Origin of the sequence: Streptomyces sp. NPDC058464 (genome assembly GCF_042721035.1) — a bacterium.
Taxonomy (GTDB): Bacteria; Actinomycetota; Actinomycetes; order Streptomycetales; family Streptomycetaceae; genus Streptomyces.
The window spans coordinates 428,979-450,434 of sequence record NZ_JBHXMA010000002.1 but is presented as its reverse complement, the minus strand read 5'-3'; the positions used below and the strand labels follow the sequence as shown (position 1 = coordinate 450,434).

The following is a 21,456-nucleotide window of genomic DNA, read 5'->3' as shown; positions in this document are numbered from 1 at the left end:
CAGCCTGACGATAGAGTCGACGGGAAAACCCTCATCCGGCCGTCGTCGTATCAGAAAGGTGCGTACCGATGACCGAGAATCATCATCACCTGCCGTCCGAACTCGATGTCCCCTCCGAGGCCCCCGACCGCAACCTCGCCCTGGAGCTCGTCCGGGTGACCGAAGCCGCGGCGATGGCCGCGGGACGCTGGGTCGGCCGCGGCGACAAGAACGGCGCCGACGGCGCCGCGGTGCGCGCCATGCGGACCCTCGTCTCCACCGTGTCGATGAACGGCGTGGTCGTCATCGGCGAGGGCGAGAAGGACGAGGCCCCGATGCTCTTCAACGGAGAGCGCATCGGTGACGGCACCGGTCCCGAGGTCGACATCGCCGTCGACCCCATCGACGGGACGACGCTGACCGCCAAGGGCATGCCCAACGCGATCGCCGTGCTGGCCGCGGCCGAGCGCGGGGCCATGTTCGACCCGTCCGCCGTCTTCTACATGGACAAGCTGGTCACGGGCCCGGAGGCGGCGGACTTCGTCGACATCAACGCGCCCGTCTCCGTCAACATCCGGCGGGTCGCCAAGGCGAAGCGGGCCACCCCGGAGGACGTGACCGTCGTCATCCTCGACCGGCCTCGGCACGAAGGGATCATCAAGGAGATCCGGGAGGCCGGCGCGCGCATCAAGCTGATCTCCGACGGTGACGTCGCCGGGTCGATCTACGCGCTGCGCGAGGGCACGGGCGTCGACATGCTGCTCGGGATCGGCGGCACGCCCGAGGGCATCATCTCGGCGTGCGCGGTGAAGTGCCTGGGCGGCACCATCCAGGGCAAGCTGTGGCCCAAGGACGACGAGGAGCGGCAGCGGGCCATCGACGCCGGGCACGATCTGGACCGGGTCCTGACGACCGAGGATCTGGTGACCGGCGAGAACGTGTTCTTCGTGGCCACCGGTATCACCGACGGTGAGCTGCTGCGGGGCGTGCGGTACCGGTCGGAGACCGCGCTGACCGAGTCGATCGTGATGCGGTCGAAGTCGGGGACGGTGCGGCGGATCGACTCCGAGCATCGGCTGCGGAAGCTGCGCGCTTACAGCACGGTCGATTTCGACAAGGCCAAGTAGCGCCTGAGGGGGAGGGGCTGCGGGCCTCGTCGGCGGCTGCGGGTGCGTCGTGGCTGGTCGCGCAGTTCCCCGCGCCCCCAGGGGGTTGCCACCAGCGGCGCTGCGAGACACCGCCGGTCGCGCCCACGCGGCGGCAGCCGCACATCAGTACAGCCCAGCGCCCCTGACGGGCGCAGTGCGAAAGGCGCCCTCGGTGCGGTGAGGGCGCCTTTTCGTCAGCCTGCCTGTGCTATGCGGTTGGCCGCCGCCGCCCTCGCCGCCTTCTTCAGTTCCATGTCGCGGCGCCTGCGGCGGGCCAGGACCACGCGGCGTTCGGCGGCGGTGAGGCCGCCCCAGACGCCGTAGGGCTCGGGCTGGAGCAGCGCGTGTTCGCGGCACTCGACCATCACCGGACAGCGGGCGCAGACCCGCTTCGCCGCCTCCTCCCGGGACAGCCGGGCGGCGGTGGGTTCCTTGGAGGGTGCGAAGAACAGGCCTGCCTCGTCGCGCCGGCACACCGCCTCGGTGTGCCAGGGGGCGTCTTGGTCCCTGTCCCGCACTGGCACCCGCTGGGCCGGTACGGCAGCTACCTGCAGGGACGAATGCGGCGGTTGCAGCACGGGTCTACTCCTGACGACGGCTTCGCGAGCGAGAGACGATGCAGCAAGGCCTACCCGCTGTGCGCGGGCCTATGCACAGCGTCCTCAACAGCCGTAGTACGGCGGCTTGTTCACGACCCCTGGGGCCGCCGGGCCGGGAGTGATTCGCGACCGTCAACGGTCCAGGTGTTTGCGCAGCTTTCTGTCGACCTTGTCCTGAACCCGGTCCAGGATGTCCTCGATGAGCTTGCCGCGCTTCGGCCGCGCCTCCACGTTGCCGAGGACGGCCCACCCGTCGACGTAGACGACCGGCGCGTCGGGGTCGACCGAATCCAGCGTGTCCGCCTCGAAGTTGCCCAGCACACCGCCGCCGGTGCCGCGCAGCGACACGTTCTCCGGGACACGGATCTGGACGTCGCCGAAGACCGAGACCGCCTTGATGACGACCTGCTGGTACTCGAAGATCGCCTCGGTGAGGTCGAGCTCGATCGAGCCGAAGACCGCGTAGGCGTGCAGCCTGCGGCCGGCCCGCCAGCGGCCCCGGCGGCGGGCGCTGCTGAAGACCGCCACCACGTTGCTGTCCGCCTCGACGGGGATCGCGCCGGGCGTCGGCCGGGGCGGCACCGGCGTGTAGGCCGGGGCGGCCGGGCCGGCGTGGGCCGCGGGCAGGTCCCGTATGAAGACCTCCAGCTCACCCACCGTCTTGGCGTTCAGCACCCCCTCCACGCGCTCGGCGTGCTCGTCGGCGGTCAGGCGCCCCTCGGCGAGGGCCTCCCGCAGGATGTCGGCGACGCGGTCGCGGTCGGCGTCCGAGGCGCGCAGCTCGGCGACCGGCGCTCCGGCGTGCTCACGAGGGGGCTGCTTCTGAAGGTCCACGGCAGCAGCGTACCGAAACGCGATAGATCGCGACTACCCCTCGTCGCGACCTGTGGAAAACCCGTACGGTCCGCGAACTGAGCCTTACCTCACAGGCTCCCCGTCAGTGGCAGGTTCTAGGCTGGACGCGCCCGCCAGCGTCGGCGGGCGGCCGTCCGTCAGAGTGAGGAATGGGCTGAGATGCCTGAGTTCGCGTATACCGATCTGCTCCCCCAGGGCGAGGACACCACCCCGTACCGGCTGGTGACCTCCGAGGGTGTGTCCACCGTCGAGGGACCGGACGGGCGGACGTTCCTCAAGGTGGAGCCCGAGGCGCTGCGCAAGCTGGCCGAAGAGGCCATCCACGACATCCAGCACTACCTGCGCCCCGCGCACCTCGCCCAGCTCCGCCGGATCATCGACGACCCCGAGGCGTCGAACAACGACAAGTTCGTCGCGCTCGACCTGCTGAAGAACGCGAACATCGCGGCGGCCGGCGTGCTGCCCATGTGCCAGGACACCGGCACGGCCATCGTCATGGGCAAGCGCGGACAGAACGTGCTGACCGAGGGCGGCGACGAGGCGGCGCTGAGCCGCGGCATCTACGACGCGTACCTGAACCTCAACCTGCGCTACTCGCAGATGGCTCCGCTCACCATGTGGGAGGAGAAGAACACCGGGTCGAACCTGCCGGCCCAGGTCGAGCTGTACGCCACCGACGGCGGCGCCTACAAGTTCCTCTTCATGGCGAAGGGCGGCGGCTCCGCCAACAAGTCGTTCCTCTACCAGGAGACGAAGGCCGTCCTCAACGAGGCCTCCATGATGAAGTTCCTGGAGGCGAAGATCCGTTCGCTCGGTACGGCCGCGTGCCCGCCGTACCACCTGGCGATCGTGGTGGGCGGTACGAGCGCCGAGTACGCGCTGAAGACCGCCAAGTACGCCTCCGCGCACTACCTGGACGAGATCCCGGCGGAGGGCTCGGAACTCGGGCACGGCTTCCGGGACAAGGACCTGGAGCAGAAGGTCTTCGAGCTGACGCAGAAGATCGGGATCGGCGCGCAGTTCGGCGGCAAGTACTTCTGCCACGACGTGCGCGTGGTGCGGCTGCCGCGGCACGGCGCGTCCTGCCCGGTCGCCATCGCGGTGTCCTGCTCCGCGGACCGCCAGGCCGTCGCGAAGATCACCGCCGAGGGTGTCTTCCTGGAGCAGCTGGAGACGGACCCGGCGCGGTTCCTGCCGGAGACGACGGACGAGCACCTCGACGAATCCTCGGACGTGGTGAGGATCGACCTGAACCAGCCGATGGACACGATCCTCGCGGAGCTGACCAAGTACCCGGTCAAGACGCGGCTCTCCCTCACCGGTCCGCTGGTGGTGGCCCGTGACATCGCGCACGCCAAGATCAAGGAGCGGCTGGACGCGGGCGAGGAGATGCCGCAGTACCTGAAGGACCACCCGGTGTACTACGCCGGTCCGGCGAAGACCCCCGAGGGGTACGCCTCCGGTTCCTTCGGGCCGACGACGGCCGGCCGGATGGACTCCTACGTCGAGCAGTTCCAGGCGGCCGGCGGGTCGAAGGTGATGCTGGCCAAGGGCAACCGGAGCAAGCAGGTCACCGACGCGTGCGAGGCGCACGGCGGTTTCTACCTCGGCTCGATCGGCGGACCGGCCGCCCGGCTCGCCCAGGACTGCATCAAGAAGGTCGAGGTCGTCGAGTACGAGGAGCTCGGCATGGAGGCGGTCTGGAAGATCGAGGTCGAGGACTTCCCGGCGTTCGTCGTCGTCGACGACAAGGGCAACGACTTCTTCCAGGACCCGGCTCCGGCTCCGACGTTCACGACGATTCCGGTGCGGGGGCCGGGGCTGGCCTAGTGCGTCCGGTGCGGCGGGGGAGGGATGCCGCCCCCGCCGCCCCTGCCCGTCCCGCCCTTCCAGGGGGTGGGCCCCCTTCGACCGCCCGGTTCGGGGGCTGCCGCCCCCGGACCCCCGCTTCGGCCTGAACGGCCTCGTCCTCAAACGCCGGACGGGCTGAAGAGCGCAGGTCAGTGGGGCATGCAGCCGAACCAGTTCACCGTGTCGCCGTCCGTGGTGTAGCCCATGCATCTGAGGGTTCTGTGCTGCCGCTTCTCGGTGCGGTCGACCGGGCCGTTCAGGTACTCCGTCTTGTGGTGGGGCTCCACGAGGGTGTCGACCTGGATCCGGTACCAGCGGCGGTCGCCGGACGGCAGGGTGCAGCCCTGGGCGGTCACGTTGCGGCTGGGGTCGCCGCTCCAGACAGGGCGTTCGGCGCGGTCGCAGTGGGCTCGGGAGCCTGCGGCGCCCGCCGTGCCGGCTGCCGCGCCCAGCAGGGTCGCCGCGCCTATGGACACCGCTGCGAGGGTGCCGAGCAGACCCTTGGGAGTGAAGTTCATCGAGTGGTCCTCCTGCCAGCCGTGGTGACGGCGGGGAGTCGCCCTGTCACCTTGGGCCGATAGTCACATTTATCCGTGATGTTCGGCCTGGCGGGCGGGGAGGCCGTCCCCCGACCCGGTGACGTCGGTGGTGCCAATGCAGCAGGCGCCGGTCGCGTCCGGAACAACCGCCGTGCCCCGATCGCTGACAGGAACATGAGCGACTACCGCATCGAACACGACTCCATGGGCGAGGTCCGGGTGCCCGCGCACGCCAAGTGGCGGGCCCAGACCCAGCGGGCCGTAGAGAACTTCCCCGTCTCCGGGCAGCGGATCGAACGCGCGCACATCGAGGCGCTGGCCCGGATCAAGGGCGCGGCGGCCAAGGTGAACGCCGAGCTGGGGGTGGTCGACAAGGACATCGCCCGGGCGATCCAGGAGGCGGCCGAGGAGGTCGCCGAGGGGAAGTGGGACGAGCACTTCCCGGTGGACGTGTTCCAGACGGGGTCGGGGACGTCGTCGAACATGAACGCCAACGAGGTGATCGCGACGCTGGCGACCGAGCGGCTGGGGCGGGACGTCCACCCCAACGACCATGTGAACGCCTCGCAGTCCTCCAATGACGTCTTCCCGTCGTCCATCCACGTCGCCGCGACCGCAGCCGTCACCCGGGATCTGGTTCCGGCCCTGGAGCACCTCGCCGACTCGCTCACCAGGAAGTCCGAGGAGTTCGCCGACGTGGTGAAGTCCGGGCGGACGCATCTGATGGATGCGACGCCGGTGACCCTGGGACAGGAGTTCGGGGGGTACGCGGCGCAGGTGCGGTACGGCGTCGAGCGGCTGCGGGCCTCGCTGCCCCGGCTCGCGGAGCTGCCGCTCGGCGGGACGGCGGTCGGGACCGGGATCAACACCCCGCCCGGGTTCTCCGCCGCCGTGATCGAGGAGGTCGCCCGGGTCACCGGGCTGCCGTTGACGGAGGCCCGGAACCACTTCGAGGCGCAGGGCGCCCGGGACGGGATCGTGGAGACGAGCGGGCAGCTGCGGACGATCGCGGTCGGGCTGACGAAGATCGCCAACGATCTGCGGTGGATGTCCTCGGGGCCGCGGACCGGGCTCGCCGAGATCGCGCTGCCGGATCTGCAGCCGGGGTCCTCGATCATGCCGGGGAAGGTCAACCCGGTCATTCCGGAGGCCGTGTTGATGGTGGCCGCCCAGGTCGTCGGGAACGACCAGACGATCGCCGTGGCCGGCGCGGCCGGGAACTTCGAGCTCAACGTGATGCTCCCGGTCATCGGGAAGAACGTGCTGGAGTCCGTGCGGCTGCTGGCCAACGTGTCGCGGCTGCTCGCCGACCGGACCGTGGACGGGATCACCGCGCACCGGGAGCGGGCGCGGGAGTACGCCGAGTCGTCGCCGTCCGTGGTCACCCCGCTCAACAAGTACATCGGGTACGAGGAGGCCGCCAAGGTCGCCAAGAAGTCGCTGGCCGAGCGGAAGACGATCCGCCAGGTCGTCCTGGAGGGCGGGTACGTCGAGCGGGGCGACCTGACCGTCGAGCAGCTGGACGAGGCGCTTGATGTCCTGCGGATGACACGGCCGTAACCGGGTGCGAACGTTTCGCGCCGCCCGGCCAGAACCGTGACGTCCGCCGCAGCGTCGTATGCCTGTGGCACCTAATATCTGTGCATGGCAGACGGTGGAGCGGTGAGACGCGTGATGCGCGGGGAAACGGGCGGTGCGACCGGGAACGGCGCCGGGTCCGGCTTCTGGGCTCCCGGGAGCCAGATCCTGTGGCGGTACCGGGAGAACGCCGGGCACGGCTTCCACATCGCGCGCCCCGTCACCGTCGTCCGGGACGACGAGGAGCTGCTCGTCGTCTGGCTGGCACCCGGCACCGAGTGCGTCAGGCCGGTGCTCGCCGACGGCTCGTCGGTCGGTGAGGAACCGCTGGAGTCCCGCTACACCAAACCCAGGTCCGTCACGCACGGCCACTGGCGCGGCACCGGAGTCCTGAAGCTGGCCCGGCCGGGTGAGCCCTGGTCGGTGTGGCTGTTCTGGGAGCCGGGCTGGCAGTTCAAGAACTGGTACGTCAACCTTGAGCAGCCGCTGGTCCGTTGGGGCGGCGGAGTGGACTCGGAGGACCACTTTCTGGACATCTCCGTGCACCCGGACCGCAGTTGGCGCTGGCTCGACGAGGACGAGTTCGCACAGGCCCAGCGGGACGGGCTGATGGACGCGGAGACGGCCGCGGCGGTGCGGACGGCGGGCCTGGCCGCGGTGGCCGCCGTCGAGGCCTGGGAGCCGCCTTTCTCGGCCGGCTGGCAGCACTGGCGCCCGGACCCGTCCTGGGCGGTACCGTCACTGCCCGAGGACTGGGACCGTACGCCCGCGCACGTGTCCTCATGAGACCCTTGATGCGCCCCCGGTCCACAACCGTAGGATCGTCCTCCGCAAGGAAACGTGAGCACAACTCCCGGCGCATGCGCCGGGCTTGACCGAACGTCACCGAGGGGCGGCAGGACGTGAGCGAGGGGTACGAGGGCAACACCGGCGAGCGGTGCGCGGGCCGCAGATCGTTTGCCGGTGGCACAGGAACAGCCTCCAGCCACGCCGAAATTCCGTTCCTGGGACACGTAATCCGGGTATCGGCACTTCGGCGGGACCACCTGCGCGCCCGGCGCGCAGCCCCGGACGGACGGATTCGACACGCGTGACGGAGCACCCCACCTCCTACGAGCGCCCACAGCCGGGCGCCGACCCCGCGGAGGGCCGCGGGGCGCTCCTGCGTTCCCCGCAGCCGCAGGTGCAGACACAGGGACAACCGCAGCCCTGCCCGCGCGGCGGCACCGCCTTACCGGCACAGGCCCGCGCGGGAGAGACGCCCTCCGGTCCCGGTACCAGCACGTCCAAGGAGCACTCCGTCAACGGCCCCGAGCACGCCCAGCCCACCAGCGCTGAGCCCGATCCGCACCGGCCGCGCCCCGCCCCGGAGGGCATCCCGCCGCAACCCGGCGCCGAGCCGGAGCGGGCGGTGGGCTCCCAGGAGCGCCGTAGCGGACGCGGGCTGCCGCCCGGCCGGCCGATGCCGATGCGGCGGGACGGCGACCGGCTGCGCTTCGTGGGCGCCGCGACCCGCCGGATCGCCCGGGGCATCGACCTGGACGAGATCGTGATGGGGCTGTGCCGGGCGACCGTGCCGACCTTCTCGGACGCGATCCTGGTCTATCTGCGCGACCCGCTGCCGGTCGGCGACGAGCGGCCCGTCGGCCCGGTGGTGCTGCGGCTGCGCCGCACGGACCGGATCCCGGAGGAGCGGGACTCCGACGGTTTTCCGCCGTTGCCCGTCCCGGAGCCGGATCCGGCCGACATCGGCCTGGCCGCGCTCACCGCGGAGCTGTGCGAGGTACGGCCGGGCGGTGCGCTGAACGAGGTGTTGCGGGGCGTACGACCGGTTTTCGCCGACTCCCCCGCGGCCCGTGCCGCCCTCCCCGAACTCCTCGGTGAGGGAAACGAATCGCTCGTCCCCGGTGCCCAGCACGCGATCCTCGCCCCGCTGCGCGGCCGGCGCCGGGTGATCGGCGCGGCCCTGTTCCTGCGCCGCCCGGAGCGGCTGGCGTTCGAGGCCGACGACCTGCTGGTCGCCGCCCAGCTGGCCACGCACAGTGCGCTCGGCATCGACAAGGCGGTGCTGTACGGCCGGGAGGCCTACATCGCCGACGAGCTGCAGCGCACCATGCTGCCCGAGAACCTGCCGAGCGCCACGGGCGTGCGGCTGGCGTCCCGTTACCTTCCGGCCGCCGAGACGGCCCGGGTGGGCGGTGACTGGTACGACGCGATCCCGCTGCCCGGGAGCCGGGTGGCGCTGGTCGTGGGTGACGTCATGGGCCACTCCATGACCTCGGCGGCCATCATGGGCCAGCTCCGGACGACCGCGCAGACACTGGCGGGCCTCGACCTGCCGCCGCAGGAGGTCCTGCACCACCTGGACGAGCAGGCCCAGCGGCTGGGCAGCGACCGGATGGCGACCTGCCTGTACGCCGTCTACGACCCGGTCTCGCACCGCATCACCATCGCCAACGCCGGGCATCCGCCGCCGGTGCTGCTGCACCTGGGCGGCCACGCCGAGGTGCTGCGGGTGCCGGCCGGGGCGCCGATCGGCGTCGGCGGGGTCGACTTCGAGGCGGTGGAGCTGGACGCGCCGGCCGGGGCGACGCTGCTGCTGTACACCGACGGGCTGGTGGAGTCCCGGCTGCGGGACGTGTGGACCGGCATAGAGCAGCTGCGCGAGAAGCTCGCCGCTACGGCGCAGTTGACGGGACCGGACCATCCGCCGCCCCTTGAGGCGCTGTGCGACGAGGTGCTCGACATGCTCGGGCCGGGTGACCGCGACGACGACATCGCGCTGCTCGCGGCCCGGTTCGACGGGATCGCGCCGAGCGACGTCGCGTACTGGTTCCTGGAGCCGGAGGACGCGGCGCCGGGGCGTGCCCGGCGGCTGGCGCGCCGGGCGCTGGCCCGCTGGGGGCTCGAGGAACTCACCGACTCCGTGGAGCTGCTGGTCAGCGAGGTCGTCACGAACGCGGTGCGGTACGCGTCGCGGCCGGTGACGTTGCGGTTGCTGCGGACGGATGTGCTGCGGTGCGAGGTCGGCGACGACGTGCCCCAGCTGCCGCGGCTGCGGCAGGCCCGGGCGACGGACGAGGGCGGCCGGGGGCTGTACCTGGTGAACCGGCTGGCCCGGCGGTGGGGGGCGACGCGGTTGAGCACCGGGAAGGTCGTGTGGTTCGAGCTGAACCGCTGAGAGACGCCGAACGGCCCTGCCCCGCACGTGAGTGCGGGGCAGGGCCGTTCACATGCCGTACTTCAGGTTTCCGTCACGCGTAGCGCGCGGCGCGGCGCCTTCGGGACGGCTGGGTCATGTCGACCAGGACGCCCGCTCCCCGGCCGGGGGTCTCCTCCCAGGAGCGGATCTTGGCGGCGACCCGGGCCAGGCGTGGATCTCCCGGGCGGACCGCCACGTAGAACAGGCCCTCGCTGGGACGACGGTCGTCGCCGCCCCAGCGGACTACGCCCTCGGTGTCGGCGATGATGTCGCGGATGATCAGTTGCCGGCCGGCCGTGAAGGCGCCCCGGGCACCCGGCGGGTAGGAGCCCGGCCGGATCGCCACGGCCGTGCCGGACGCCCGGTTCGACTCGGGAAGCCGGCTGTCGCGGATGTCCGTGGGCGGTAGCCAGCCCTCGACCGGACGGGGTTCGCCCTGGGTGCCGAGGGCGTCGATCTCGTAGTGGAAACGGCGGACCACATGGACGAGCACGGTCCGCACGTCCCCGGCGCGCAGGGCGACGGTGAGCGGGCCGGGGGTGCCCTGGATGCCGTAGGTCCAGATCGAGCCGTTCGCGTCGGTCTCGTTCTCCATCTCCCATCCGTTCACGGACGGGCGGCTCGTCAGCAGGCGGCGGCGCCGGGCCTGTTGACGGCTCAGCGCCTCCTTCAGCTTGTCGTTCCTCAGGGGTGTGGGCCCGGCCTGGGGTACGGCGGCTGCCGGGGCGGCGGTCAGTCCGGTGCCGGCCAGGCTCGCGGCGGCGGTGACACCGGCCACCGCGGTGAGGGCGTGTCTGCGGGTCGGGACGGTGTGGCTCAAAGGGTCGGCCTTTCTTCCGTCTTGGCCGTTCGCTGCCTGCGGTGGAGCACGGCGGCGGTGATCGCGCAGGCCAGGGCCAGCAGCAGCAGGACGGCGAGGGAGGGATTGAGGTAGCCGGGGACCACGACGGTGTAGCTGCGGTCGGCGTCCGTGCGGCAGACGAGCCGCAGGGGGACGAAGTCGCCGTGGAACGCGGCCACCCGAACCCCCTCGGCCTTCTTCGCGCACTCGTTGCCGATCTCCTGCCGTTCCAGGAAGACGAGATGGAGGCACCCCCAGAGGTAGAGGGCGAGCGACCCGGTCACCGCTGTCAGGGACATTTCGCGCCACACGGTGGGCGGGGTGCGGGAACCGAGGTTCTGTCTCGTCAGCCGGGAGGCCAGGTACCCGGCGAGGCCGAGCAGGGCCGCCAGGCCTGTGAACAGGACCGTGACGAGCACGGTGAAGTCCGGTGCCTGGTACGGGTCGGACATCGGCATGAGGGCTATGACTCCCTGATGACTCGGTTGTACTTCTCGAAGATCGCGTACAGCGGCATGCGGAGCGTCGCGTCGGAGAACGCCGGTTCCTCCGGGCCCTGGTAGCGGCGCAGGACTTCGTAGATCTCCGTGTCGGTGTAGTCGAGTGCGGGACGCCTGACGGGGGTCTCCGCCACGTCGCCCGCCTTGCCGTCCGCGGACCAGATGTGGACGTGGGCCACGGTACGGACGTTGAACGCGTGGTCCTCCAGCAGCCGCAGCCACATCGTGTAGCGGTCGGCGTCGGGGCTGGGCCGCACGTCGGTGGGATCGAGGATCGTTCCGTCGACGAGACCGGAGCGGATGGAGTTGTTCCACGCCAGAATCCCGATACGGCCCTGGATCTGCCCGATTCCGATACTGCTGTCCTGGGCCCTTTGCACACCCGGGATGCCCTCGGCCCAGTCGGGGAGGATGCCGGAGTAGTAGAGGCCGACACCCGCGTCCACGAAGACGTCCTCGGAACCGTAGTGGCAGAACTCCCAGAAGGCGGAGGTCTGGATGAGGGCCTTGCGCATCCGGTACCGGCGGGCGGTCGCCGTGATCACGTCGTCGAGCTGGATGACCGTCTCCAGGCACTGCAGACGTGTGTAGATGTTGTTGGTGCCCTCGCCTCTGCCGATGGAGGCCATGTAGCCGGTGGCTTCCTGCGCCAGCCCGTCCCAGTAGGCCAGGCTGAAGCCGATGTCCTGCTTCTGCGCCGGGGCCGGGTCGAAGTCGCCCTGGCCGGTGTCACGTCCGGAGGCGATGTTGTTGTCGATCTCGATCGCGCCGTCGCCGGAACCGACCGTCTTGGTGACGATCTGGTCGAAGGCCCAGTTCTCCGGGAGCGTGTACCCCAGGTTGCCGGAGAAGCCGGACGACATGTCGGACACGAAACTCGTCTCCGCGTATCCGGCGGCGAAGACGCGGGAACACACGTTGCGCGGACCGTAGATGCCGATCCGGTACGGGTTGCCCATCCGGTCCATGCGCGCCTTGATGTTGGCGAAGTACGGCAGGACGAAGGCGGTGACCTCGTCGTCGACCGCGTCGTAGTCGACCGCGAAGTAGATCCGCGACCCGTACTTGAAGCCGTGTTCCTCGGCCTTGTACGCGGCGTTCAGGCAGTCCGTGACGCCCTGTGCGGGACTGTAGTAGTCGGCCGACCTGGCGAACGTCTGGTAGATCGGGAAGCAGCGCAGCCCGTACTGCTTGATGGTGTCCAGCTCACCCGGCTGGATCTCCTTCTCCGGAAGGGAGGTGGTGGAGGGGTTGTACAGATACCGGCCGATGTACTTGTAGCCGGCGTTCTTCAGCGCCTGCGCGCGAGCGGGGGTGATCTTCGTGACGCCGTCGCAGGCTTCTCCCACGCGCGTCTGGTCACCGTAGGAGACCAGCAGGGACGCCCAGGTCTGGAAGTCGCCGTTTCCGCTGACGGGAAGCCGCGCGAAGGACTGGAACACCTCGACCCCGGCCTGCACCTCCCCGGTGAAGTTCCCGAACGGCACGGCGCGCTTGTTGAGGATCATGGCCGCGGTGAACAGGAGCGCCCAGGTGCCGGTGGTGCCCACGGTGACGGTGTGGGACTTCAGGCCGGTCTGGGTGGCGGGGCCGAAGACGCCGTTGGCGGTGCCGTCGGCCATACCGAGCTCGTACTGGATGGCGTACAGCAGGGATTTGGCGACGTCGCGGGAGTGGTGGCCGTCGCAGGGGATGATGAAGAAGTCCTGCCGGCCCACGTAACGGCCGTTCATCCACTGCTGGATGCCGCGGATCGTGTCGGAGCCGCTGTTGACGGTGACGTAGGCGTCCATGTTGAGCAGGCCCTTGAAGACCTTCGGCTCAAGGCTGCCGCCCGGGTACGCGCCGTCGACGCCCATGTTCGCCTTCAGCCCCGACACGGCCGCCGCGACCCGGTCGCTGTACAGGCCGTCGATGCTGCCGCCGTCGTAGCCCTTGCAGTACAGGGCCGACTGGATGATGCGGCAGAAGTCGCCCGACGGAACGGTGGACGCGTTCAGCTTCGGGTACTTGGACTGGAGCGTCGAGAGCGTGGTGGGCCCGAAGGTGTTCGACAGGGTCGTGATGCCGAGTTCGTACTGCAGAGCGCGCGTGAGCGCGTACATCGTGTTCCAGCCGGTGTTCCCGTCCTCGGTGACGGTCATGCCGATCCGGCTGCCGTAGACCTGGTTGACGAACCGCTGGGCTCTGAGCACCATTTCATCGGCCACGGAAGTCCCCCTCGTGCCCGCTCGCGGAAAATAACACCCTGTCGGCGTTTTCTTTTCCGCCGGCTACCACTTGGTGCTGCACTTCAGCGGATACAGGTCGGCGTCGAACCGGATGCAGACCCGGTAGTAGTACGTCGAACCGCCGAGCATGTTCGACCAGTCGGACTTTCCATAGCCGGGCGTGGTGACGGAAAGCGACCTGATGAGAGTTCCGGCGGCGTTGTACTTCTCGATCGTGGCGTACGAGGTGTACACCGACGGGGTCGCGTTGTTCTCGACGCGCACCCACCCCGCCAGGCAGTCGGTCGACCAGCGGAGTTCCGCGACCCGGTTCTCGTTGGTGACCGTTCGCTCCGTGATGACGTTGGAGTCGCAGCCGTAGGTGACCGGCCCCTTGTTGTCACAGCCGGTCCCGGAACAGCCCGCGGCGTACGAGGTGCCCGCGAGCGGAATCATGGTGGCCGCCATGGCCGCGGCGGAAACCAACGCCGCCCTCACCGAATTTCTGCGCATAACACAGCCCCCTTCGGTTCGTCAGGAGTATTCGACGCGACAAAGCGGCCTTTACGGCCGCCTTGCCTGTTCTTTACTGATCCTAGGCAGCACTCCATGTCATGTCCACGGCTTTTTTTGTCCGTAATGTGCGGTCCCGGAAAGACCGAAGGGCGCCCAGCCGGTGCTGGACGCCCTTTCCGTCGTGCTCGGTGCTGTCGTCGGCCTACTGGTCGAGTTGGTCGAGCGGTTGGTCCGTGTTCCCGTCGCCCGGAGTCGTCGGCGTGTCCGTCGGCGTCTGCGAGGGCGTCTGGGACGGGGTCTGCGACGGCGTCTGGGACGGCGTCTGGGACGGGGTCTGCGACGGGGTCGCCGACTTCGTCGGGGTCGAGCTCGGGGTCTGCGACGGGGTCTCGGACGGGGTGAGGGTGGGGGTCGGCGTCTTGGACGGCTTGACGGCTGCGCCCAGCTTGGTGTCCAGGTCGAACTTGGCCTTCTTCGTGACGCCGAAGGTGTACGCCGCCCAGATCTGCGCCGGGTAACCGCCACCGTTGATACGGCCGGTGCCGGGGATCAGGCCCGTGGCGCCGGTCAGCGGGACCTGGTTGTGGGTCTTGGCGTCCTCGCCGAACAGCCCGACCGAGGTGACCAGGTCCGGCGTGTAACCGGTGAACCAGGCCGACCTGTTGTAGTCGGACGTACCCGTCTTGCCGGCCACCTGCTGGCCCTTGCGCAGCGGGTTCTGGGCCACCGACACCTTGGCCGTACCGTCGTCGACCACACCGGTCAGGACCGACGTCACCTGGTCGGCCGCCTCACGGCTGATCACCTGTTCACCGATCGGGTCCGGCAGGTCGACCTTGCGGCCGGTCTTCTCCGCGGACGCGAGGATCGACGGGGTGACCTTCTGGCCGTGGTTGTCGAGGGTGGCGTACACCGAGGCCATCTCCAGCGGGCTCGCGCCCATGGTGCCCAGGGTCATCGCGGGCACCGCCTGCAGGCTCTCGGTGTCCAGGCCGAGGTCGTCGGCGGTCTGCAGCACGTTCTTCATGCCGACGTCGACGCCCATCTGCGCGAACACCGAGTTGACGGACTTGTTCATCGCCGTCTGCACGGTGATGTTGCCGTAGTCCGCGTCGTCCTCGTTCGGCGGGGAGAAGGCGATGTCGCTGCCCTTGACCGCACGGCCGCTGGTGCCGTCGTAGATCGCGTTGGCGTTGATGTCCTTGCCGTCCTGCGTCTTGGCGTCCCGGTCGAGCGCGGAGGCGAGGATGATCGGCTTGAAGGTGGACGCGGGCTGGTAGTCGGCGCGGGTGGCGTTGTTCGTGTAGTGCTTGTAGTAGTCGACGCCGCCGTACAGGGCGAGGATCTTGCCGGTCTTGGGGTCGACGGAGACGGCACCGGCCTGGACGTTCTTGTCGACCTTGCGCTTCTTGCCGTCCAGCTTGCTGGTGAGCTGGCTCTTGACGGCCGCTTCCAGCTTCGTCTGCTTCTTCGGGTCGATGTTCAGGGTGATCGTCCAGCCCTGGTCGACGACCTGGGCCTCCGCCTCGGAGCGGGTGAGGCCCTGCGACTTCATCAGCTGGTTCTCCAGCTGGGTGTTGGCCAGGTCGACCAGGTAGCCCTTCTGGCCCTCCAGACCGGACGCGGCCTTCGGCTCCTTGGGGATCGGGAACTTCATGGCGTCACGCTTGGACTTGTCCAGCCACTTCTGGCCGACCATGTTGTCCAGGACGTAGTTCCAGCGCTCCTGCACCAGCTTCTTGCCGACGGGCCCCGCCACCGCCCAGTCGTACTGGCTGGGCGCCTGGAGCAGCGCGGCCAGATAGGCGCCCTGCTGGACGGAGAGCTTGTCGGCGTCGACGCGGTAGTAGGCCTGGGCGGCGGCCTGGATGCCGTAGGCGCCGCGGCCGTAGTAGCTGGTGTTGATGTAGCCAGCGAGGATGTCGTCCTTGGACTTCTCGCGGTCCACCTTCAGCGAGATGACCAGTTCCTTCAGCTTGCGGGTGACGGTCTGGTCCTGGTCGAGGTAGTAGTTCTTGACGTACTGCTGGGTGATGGTCGACCCGCCCTGGGTGCCGCGGCCCCTCGCGGTGTTGTAGAGGCCGCGGGCCATGCCCTTGAGGTCGATGCCGTTGTCGTTGTAGAAGGTCTTGTTCTCCGCCGCGACGAAGGTGTGCTGGACCTCCTTGGGGACCTTGGAGAGGTCCACGATCTCGCGGTTGACGGTGCCCTTGCGGGCCAGGACCGAGCCGTCGCTGTACTTGTAGACGTTGCTCTGCGTCTGCGCGAGCGCGTTGCCCTCGGGGATGCTCACCATCATGTACAGCGCGATGAAGGAGCCGATGCCCAGCAGGCAGACGGTGAAGAACGCGCCGAGCATCTTCTTCCAGGTGAACAGCCTGCGTATGCGGCCCTTGGCAGGCTTGCCCGGCGTACCGGGTTTGCCGGGCGGACCGGGCTTGCCCGGCTTCCTGGAGGCGGCGCGGCGGCGCTCGGCGCGGGTGGCGCCCTCGGCCGCCGGGGCGGCCGGGGACTCGACCACCGTCGTGGTCCCGCCCTCCGCCGTGATCTCGGGCTCGACCTGCTCGGACGTGCGGTTCCGCGGCGCGGCGCGGCGGCCGCCACGCTGTCGCGCTCTTCTCTCGTCCGCTCGTCCCATGAGTCCGTCTGCTCCGCTTCGTCTCGGCTGTCACACGTGTGTACGGGTGTCACACAAGTACGTGGCTCAGGTCAGTCCAGAAAACTAACACCGCTCGCTATGACAAAGGACGCACGATCTGCCCTTTTTCGGACGTGACAATCAGCACCCCCACCCAACGGAACCGACGAGCGGAGCAGGCGGAGGGTTGCCGGGCGCCGTCAAGTGATACCACTTGGATACGTCCGAGCAGGGTTCGAACAGGACGAAGACGGCCGGAACCACCGCGGCAGGCTCCGGGCGCGCTCCTCCGCCTGCGCTCAGGCCAGTTCCTCCTCGAACCCCTGCCGCCAGGACGGGTACCGCAGTTCCCAGCCGAGCTCCCGCTTCGCCTTGGCGTTGGAGAAGCCGCGGCCCTGGGTCATGACGACGACCGCCTGTTCGCCGGCCAGGAGACGGGCCAGCCAGACCGGCACCCGCAGCGGGCGCCGCGCGCCGGCGCACCGGGCGAGATGCGGCAGCCATGCGGCGGCCGGCGCCGGTTCGTCGTCGACGATGTTGAAGACGCCCCGCGCCTTCTGTTCGACGGCCAGCACGGTGGCGCTCGCCGCGTCGTCGAGGTGGATCCAGCTGCTGTGGCCGGTGGCACGGCCGACCAGGGGGTACTGGCGCCTGCGGACCAGCTCCACCTGGTCGTCGATGGCGCCGGGGCCGTAGAACGCGCCGTAGCGCAGGGCCGCACCCCCCGCACCGAGCACCGCGTCCTCCAGGTGGCGCAGGGCCAGCATGCCGCCGTGCGCGGGCGTTCCCGGCATCAGGTCCAGCGGGTCCTCCTCCGTCTTCACCCAGCCGCCCTCGCGGACGCCGTTCCAGCTGCCGTGGCTCTGCGCGACGACATGGGGGACACCGGTCGCCTCGGCGGCGGCGAGCAGGTGGTCCGTGCCCTCGGTGCGCAGCCGGTTGGTGAGGGCGAACCAGCGGTCGGGGTGCCGGATGTCCGGCTTGCCGGCGTGCGCCGGGGAGATCGCGGTCAGCTGATGGACGATCACGTCCGGGCGGGCCCCGGCCACCGCCGCGCCGACCGACAGCGCGTCCAGGCCGTCCATGACGACCCCGTCCGCGCCCAGTTCCCTCAGCAGTCCCAGCTTGGCCGCGCTCGTCGTCGTAGCCGTCACCCGGTGCCCCCGCGCCACCAGTCGCGGCACCAGCCGCCGTCCCAGAACCCCGCTGCCACCCGCCACGAACACCCGCACGGTCATCACCTTCCTGGTCCGTTCCGGAGCCGTGGACCGACTCCCGGACCGGAGACGAGACAGACCCGCGCCGCTGTGACATCGCGCTGTCGCACAACCGTGACAAACGGCTCCCACGTGCGCGTTCGCACACCCCGCCATGATCTACACACTCGGCGTATACATGCGGCGTATACACCGTGTGTAGAGTGCTCGCCATGTCCATCGGTCACACTCTTTTGGGGCTCCTGGAGTCCGGCCCGCGCCACGGTTACGACCTGAAGCGGGCCTTCGACGAGAAGTTCGGTCACGACCGGCCGCTGCACTACGGCCAGGTCTACTCGACGATGTCCCGGCTGCTGAAGAACGGGCTCGTGGAAGTCGACGGCATCGAGGCGGGCGGCGGACCCGAGCGGAAGCGGTACGCCATCACCGACGCCGGGGTCACCGATGTCGAGCAGTGGCTGGCGACTCCGGAGAAGCCGGCCGAGTACCTCCAGTCGACGCTGTACACCAAGGTCGTGCTCGCGCTGCTGACGCACCGCGACGCCGGCGAGATCCTCGACGGCCAGCGCTCCGAGCACCTGCGCAGCATGCGCATCCTCACCGACCGCAAGCGCCACGGCGACCTCGCCGACCAGCTCGTCTGCGACCACGCGCTCTTCCACCTGGAGGCGGACCTGCGCTGGCTGGAGCTGACCGCGGCCCGGCTCGACAAGCTCCGGGCGGAGGTGGCCGCGTGAACGCCGCCGCCGCTCCGGCCGGTTCGCTGCTCACCGCCGAGGGTCTGCGCAAGGCCTACGGCCCGACCCTCGCCCTCGACGGGGCCGGGTTCTCCATACACCCGGGCGAGGTCGTCGCAGTGATGGGTCCCTCGGGGTCCGGCAAGTCGACGCTGCTGCACTGCCTCGCCGGGATCGTGCCGCCCGACGCCGGGTCGATCATGTACGCCGGGCGGGAGATGGCGACCATGAGCGACGCCGAGCGCAGCGCGCTGCGGCGCAGCGAGTTCGGGTTCGTCTTCCAGTTCGGCCAGCTGGTGCCCGAGCTGACCTGCGTGGAGAACGTCGCGCTGCCGCTGCGGCTGAACGGCACGTCCCGCAAGGAGGCCGAGAAGACCGCGCTCGGCTGGATGCAGCGCCTGGAGGTCGACGACCTCGCGAAGAAGCGGCCCGGCGAGGTCTCCGGCGGGCAGGGGCAGCGGGTCGCGGTGGCGCGCTCGCTGGTGACCGGGCCGCGGGTGCTGTTCGCGGACGAGCCGACCGGCGCGCTCGACTCGCTCAACGGCGAGCGGGTGATGGAGCTGCTGACGGACGCCGCCCGGTCCACCAACGCGGCCGTCGTCCTCGTCACGCACGAGGCGCGGGTGGCCGCCTACTCCGACCGCGAGATCGTCGTACGGGACGGGAAGTCCCGGGACATGGAGCGGGCGGTATGAACGCCAGGCAGTGGTCCAGGGATCTGGCCATGGGGGTCCGGTTCGCCTTCGGGGGCGGACGCGAGGGCTGGTTCCGGGCCGCGATGACGGCGGTGGGCGTGGGCCTGGGGGTGGCTCTGCTGCTGCTCACCACGGCCATCCCGAGCGCGCTGACCGTGCGCCACCAGCGCGACGTGGCGCGGGCGGACTACACGTACGTCTTCGGCAAGCCCATGAAGGCCGGCGAGAAGACGTTCGTCGTCGCGGACATCGAGACCCCCTACCGGGGCAACGACATCCGCGGCCGGATCGTCCAGCGGGAGGGCGCGAAGGCGCCGGTGCCGCCCGGGCTCACCGCGTATCCGGCGCCCGGCGAGATGGCCGTCTCGCCCGCGCTGAAGCGGCTGCTCGACTCCCCCGACGGGGCCCTCCTGCGGGCCCGGCTGCCGTACCGGATCACCGCCACCATCGCGGAGAGCGGGCTGACCGGCTCGCAGGAGCTCGCCTACTACGCGGGCTCCGCCGACCTCGCCGCCCACATCCACCCGCCGGACGTGGCCCGGATCGACCACTTCGGCAGCCCCCGGTCCCCGGACGAGGAGTCCGACCCGGTCCTCACCCTGCTCGTCCTCGTGGTGTTCGTGGTGCTGCTGATGCCGGTCGCCGTGTTCGTCGCGGCCGCCGTCCGCTTCGGCGGCGAGCGCCGCGACCGGCGGCTGGCCGCACTGCGGCTGGTCGGCTCCGACGGCCGGATGGTACGGCGGATCGCGGCCGGCGAGGCGATGGCGGGCGCGCTCCTCGGACTCGTCCTCGGCGTCGGCTTCTTCCTGGCCGGCCGTCAGTTCGCGGGCAGCGTCGAGGTGTTCGGCATCAGCGTGTTCCCGAGCTATCTCAACCCCTCCCCCGTGCTGGCCGCGCTGGTGGCGGTCACCGTCCCGGCGGCGGCCGTGCTGGTGACCCTGTTCACGCTGCGCGGGGTGGTCATCGAGCCGCTCGGCGTGGTGCGTACGGCGAAGCCCGCCCGCCGCCGGCTGTGGTGGCGGCTGCTGCTCCCGGTGGCCGGCCTGGCGGCGCTCTACCCGATGATCGGGCAGGGCCGCGGCGACGGCGACTTCAACCAGTACCTGGTGACCGGCGGCGTCCTGCTCCTCCTGGTCGGCGTCACGGCGCTGCTGCCGTGGGTCGTGGAGACGGTCGTCGGCCGGCTCGGCCGGGGCGCGGTGGCCTGGCAACTGGCCGTCCGGAGGCTGCAGTTGAGCAGCGGTACGGCGGCCCGCATGGTCAACGGCATCGCGGTGGCGGTGGCCGGGGCGATCGCGCTCCAGATGGTCTTCGCCGGTGTCGAGGCGGACTACACCAAGGTGACCGCCAACGACCTGAACCGCGCCCAGATGTCGATCCAGGTTCCGGACGGCGTCTCGGTGCCCGAGGTCGCCCGGGCCATGACCGCCACCAAGGGGGTGCGGAAGGTGGTGTCGATCGCCGACGGCCAGGCCGGCGACCTGAAGAAGGACCCGAGCCAGACCACCCAGGTGAGCGTGGGCAGTTGCGCCTCGCTGCGGGAGATCGCCACCCTGCCGTCCTGCCACGACGGCGACGCCTTCGCGCTGAAGGGGTCCGACAGCGACTCCGAGACCGCGAAGCTGCTGGCGACCGGGGAGAAGCACGGCCGGACGCTGTACCTCAACCCCTCCTACACCGGCGACACCGAGGGCTCCCCGAGCCGCTGGGAGGTGCCGGCGGGGCTGAAGCAGGCGCAGACCCGCGAGGACCCCACCGGCTACAAGCGCGGCGGCCTCCTGCTCACCCCGGGCGCGCTGCCGGCCGGCGCCGACACGGCGGTGCAGGGCGTGGTCTACCTGTCCATCGACTCCGCGGTGCGTGACGTCAACGAGTACGTGATCAACACGGCGGTCCGGATCGACCCGCTGATGCACGCGGAGGCGCTGACCCGGTTCGAGCGGGACGGCCAGTTCGAGTCCATCCGCACCGGGCTGTTCGTGGGCGCGGCCGCCGTCCTGGCGCTGATCGGGGCGAGTCTGCTGGTCGGCCAGCTGGAGCAGTTGCGCGAACGCAAGAAGCTGCTGTCGGCCCTGGTCGCCTTCGGCACCCGGCGCCGCACGCTGAGCCTGTCGGTGCTGTGGCAGGCGGCCATCCCGGTCGGGCTGGGCCTGGCGCTGGCCGGCGTGGTGGGGCTGACGCTGGGCACGGTGCTGCTGCGGATGGTCGGCTCCACGGTGCGCGTGGACTGGCCGGGCGTGCTGGCGATGACCGGCTTCGGCGCGGCGGTCGTCCTGGCCGTGACCCTGCTGAGCCTGCCGCCCCTGCTGCGGCTGATGCGCCCGGACGGCCTGCGCACCGAATAGGCCGAA

Annotated in this window: 17 protein-coding genes; 8 read left to right on the top strand and 9 right to left on the bottom strand. The window is 70.3% G+C overall.

Annotated elements, in window-relative coordinates:
- Window positions 1-68 precede the first annotated feature (68 nt).
- On the top strand, window positions 69-1,106 hold the full coding sequence (gene glpX / locus ACFWPQ_RS05050) for a class II fructose-bisphosphatase (protein WP_361292041.1): 1,038 nt from the start codon (window positions 69-71) through the stop codon (window positions 1,104-1,106).
- A gap of 215 nt (window positions 1,107-1,321) precedes the next feature.
- Here glpX and ACFWPQ_RS05045 read toward each other — a convergent pair whose 3' ends face one another.
- On the bottom strand, window positions 1,322-1,705 hold the full coding sequence (locus tag ACFWPQ_RS05045; protein WP_089099070.1) for a WhiB family transcriptional regulator: 384 nt from the start codon (window positions 1,703-1,705) through the stop codon (window positions 1,322-1,324).
- A 153-nt stretch (window positions 1,706-1,858) separates the two neighbouring features.
- Window positions 1,859-2,560 (bottom strand): DUF1707 domain-containing protein, encoded by a 702-nt coding sequence (locus ACFWPQ_RS05040; protein ID WP_384030028.1) that lies wholly within the window; start codon window positions 2,558-2,560, stop codon window positions 1,859-1,861.
- 180 nt (window positions 2,561-2,740) lie between these two features.
- Here ACFWPQ_RS05040 and ACFWPQ_RS05035 point away from each other — a divergent pair, with 180 nt between their 5' ends.
- Window positions 2,741-4,411, top strand: coding sequence for a fumarate hydratase (locus tag ACFWPQ_RS05035; RefSeq protein ID WP_384030025.1), 1,671 nt, complete (start codon window positions 2,741-2,743; stop codon window positions 4,409-4,411).
- Window positions 4,412-4,581: 170 nt separating this feature from the next.
- Here the strand turns inward: ACFWPQ_RS05035 and ACFWPQ_RS05030 are convergent, their stop codons facing one another.
- Window positions 4,582-4,950, bottom strand: a complete 369-nt coding sequence (locus ACFWPQ_RS05030; RefSeq protein ID WP_384030023.1) for a hypothetical protein — start codon at window positions 4,948-4,950, stop codon at window positions 4,582-4,584.
- 195 nt (window positions 4,951-5,145) lie between these two features.
- On the opposite strand from ACFWPQ_RS05030, the gene ACFWPQ_RS05025 reads away from it, so the two are divergent.
- The 3 genes from ACFWPQ_RS05025 (at window position 5,146) to ACFWPQ_RS05015 (ending at window position 9,730) form a co-directional block, all read left to right on the top strand.
- Window positions 5,146-6,531, top strand: a complete 1,386-nt coding sequence (locus ACFWPQ_RS05025) for a class II fumarate hydratase (RefSeq protein WP_384030021.1) — start codon at window positions 5,146-5,148, stop codon at window positions 6,529-6,531.
- An 84-nt stretch (window positions 6,532-6,615) separates the two neighbouring features.
- A complete protein-coding gene (locus ACFWPQ_RS05020; RefSeq protein WP_384030019.1) occupies window positions 6,616-7,335 on the top strand; it encodes a DUF402 domain-containing protein in 720 nt (239 codons plus the stop codon).
- Window positions 7,336-7,639: 304 nt separating this feature from the next.
- Window positions 7,640-9,730 (top strand): SpoIIE family protein phosphatase, encoded by a 2,091-nt coding sequence (locus tag ACFWPQ_RS05015; RefSeq protein WP_384030017.1) that lies wholly within the window; start codon window positions 7,640-7,642, stop codon window positions 9,728-9,730.
- 73 nt (window positions 9,731-9,803) lie between these two features.
- Here the strand turns inward: ACFWPQ_RS05015 and ACFWPQ_RS05010 are convergent, their stop codons facing one another.
- From ACFWPQ_RS05010 to ACFWPQ_RS04985, 6 genes are all read right to left on the bottom strand, one after another.
- Window positions 9,804-10,571 carry a hypothetical protein gene (locus tag ACFWPQ_RS05010; RefSeq protein WP_384030015.1) on the bottom strand — a complete coding sequence of 256 codons (768 nt, stop codon included), beginning with the start codon at window positions 10,569-10,571 and terminating at the stop codon, window positions 9,804-9,806.
- Complete coding sequence (locus ACFWPQ_RS05005; protein WP_384030013.1) at window positions 10,568-11,050, bottom strand: hypothetical protein; 483 nt, start codon at window positions 11,048-11,050, stop codon at window positions 10,568-10,570. The genes ACFWPQ_RS05010 and ACFWPQ_RS05005 overlap by 4 nt, the downstream gene beginning before the upstream one ends.
- A 5-nt stretch (window positions 11,051-11,055) precedes the next feature.
- Window positions 11,056-13,302: a glycoside hydrolase domain-containing protein gene (locus ACFWPQ_RS05000; protein ID WP_384030011.1), complete on the bottom strand. Its 2,247-nt coding sequence runs from the start codon at window positions 13,300-13,302 to the stop codon at window positions 11,056-11,058.
- A 63-nt stretch (window positions 13,303-13,365) separates the two neighbouring features.
- Window positions 13,366-13,770, bottom strand: coding sequence for a DUF2690 domain-containing protein (locus ACFWPQ_RS04995; RefSeq protein WP_384030009.1), 405 nt, complete (start codon window positions 13,768-13,770; stop codon window positions 13,366-13,368).
- A gap of 250 nt (window positions 13,771-14,020) precedes the next feature.
- On the bottom strand, window positions 14,021-16,456 hold the full coding sequence (locus tag ACFWPQ_RS04990) for a transglycosylase domain-containing protein (RefSeq protein WP_384030007.1): 2,436 nt from the start codon (window positions 16,454-16,456) through the stop codon (window positions 14,021-14,023).
- A 299-nt stretch (window positions 16,457-16,755) separates the two neighbouring features.
- Window positions 16,756-17,694: an NAD-dependent epimerase/dehydratase family protein gene (locus ACFWPQ_RS04985; RefSeq protein WP_384030005.1), complete on the bottom strand. Its 939-nt coding sequence runs from the start codon at window positions 17,692-17,694 to the stop codon at window positions 16,756-16,758.
- Between the two features lie 191 nt (window positions 17,695-17,885).
- On the opposite strand from ACFWPQ_RS04985, the gene ACFWPQ_RS04980 reads away from it, so the two are divergent.
- From ACFWPQ_RS04980 to ACFWPQ_RS04970, 3 genes are read left to right on the top strand one after another with little or no spacing between them, the layout of a single operon-like run.
- On the top strand, window positions 17,886-18,410 hold the full coding sequence (locus ACFWPQ_RS04980) for a PadR family transcriptional regulator (protein WP_384030003.1): 525 nt from the start codon (window positions 17,886-17,888) through the stop codon (window positions 18,408-18,410).
- Complete coding sequence (locus ACFWPQ_RS04975; RefSeq protein ID WP_384030001.1) at window positions 18,407-19,105, top strand: ABC transporter ATP-binding protein; 699 nt, start codon at window positions 18,407-18,409, stop codon at window positions 19,103-19,105. Before ACFWPQ_RS04980 ends, ACFWPQ_RS04975 begins: the two co-directional genes overlap by 4 nt.
- A complete protein-coding gene (locus tag ACFWPQ_RS04970; RefSeq protein ID WP_384029999.1) occupies window positions 19,102-21,450 on the top strand; it encodes an ABC transporter permease in 2,349 nt (782 codons plus the stop codon). The genes ACFWPQ_RS04975 and ACFWPQ_RS04970 overlap by 4 nt, the downstream gene beginning before the upstream one ends.
- Window positions 21,451-21,456 lie beyond the last annotated feature (6 nt).

Coding starts and splice junctions, on each gene's coding strand:
- ACFWPQ_RS04990 (WP_384030007.1), bottom strand. CDS start 16,456: ATGGGACGAGCGGACGAGAGAAGAGCGCGACAGCGTGGCGGCCGCCGC.
- ACFWPQ_RS05005 (WP_384030013.1), bottom strand. CDS start 11,050: ATGCCGATGTCCGACCCGTACCAGGCACCGGACTTCACCGTGCTCGTC.
- ACFWPQ_RS04985 (WP_384030005.1), bottom strand. CDS start 17,694: ATGACCGTGCGGGTGTTCGTGGCGGGTGGCAGCGGGGTTCTGGGACGG.
- ACFWPQ_RS05025 (WP_384030021.1), top strand. CDS start 5,146: ATGAGCGACTACCGCATCGAACACGACTCCATGGGCGAGGTCCGGGTG.
- ACFWPQ_RS05030 (WP_384030023.1), bottom strand. CDS start 4,950: ATGAACTTCACTCCCAAGGGTCTGCTCGGCACCCTCGCAGCGGTGTCC.
- ACFWPQ_RS05020 (WP_384030019.1), top strand. CDS start 6,616: ATGGCAGACGGTGGAGCGGTGAGACGCGTGATGCGCGGGGAAACGGGC.
- ACFWPQ_RS04980 (WP_384030003.1), top strand. CDS start 17,886: ATGTCCATCGGTCACACTCTTTTGGGGCTCCTGGAGTCCGGCCCGCGC.
- glpX (WP_361292041.1), top strand. CDS start 69: ATGACCGAGAATCATCATCACCTGCCGTCCGAACTCGATGTCCCCTCC.
- ACFWPQ_RS04995 (WP_384030009.1), bottom strand. CDS start 13,770: ATGGCGGCCACCATGATTCCGCTCGCGGGCACCTCGTACGCCGCGGGC.
- ACFWPQ_RS04970 (WP_384029999.1), top strand. CDS start 19,102: ATGAACGCCAGGCAGTGGTCCAGGGATCTGGCCATGGGGGTCCGGTTC.
- ACFWPQ_RS05035 (WP_384030025.1), top strand. CDS start 2,741: ATGCCTGAGTTCGCGTATACCGATCTGCTCCCCCAGGGCGAGGACACC.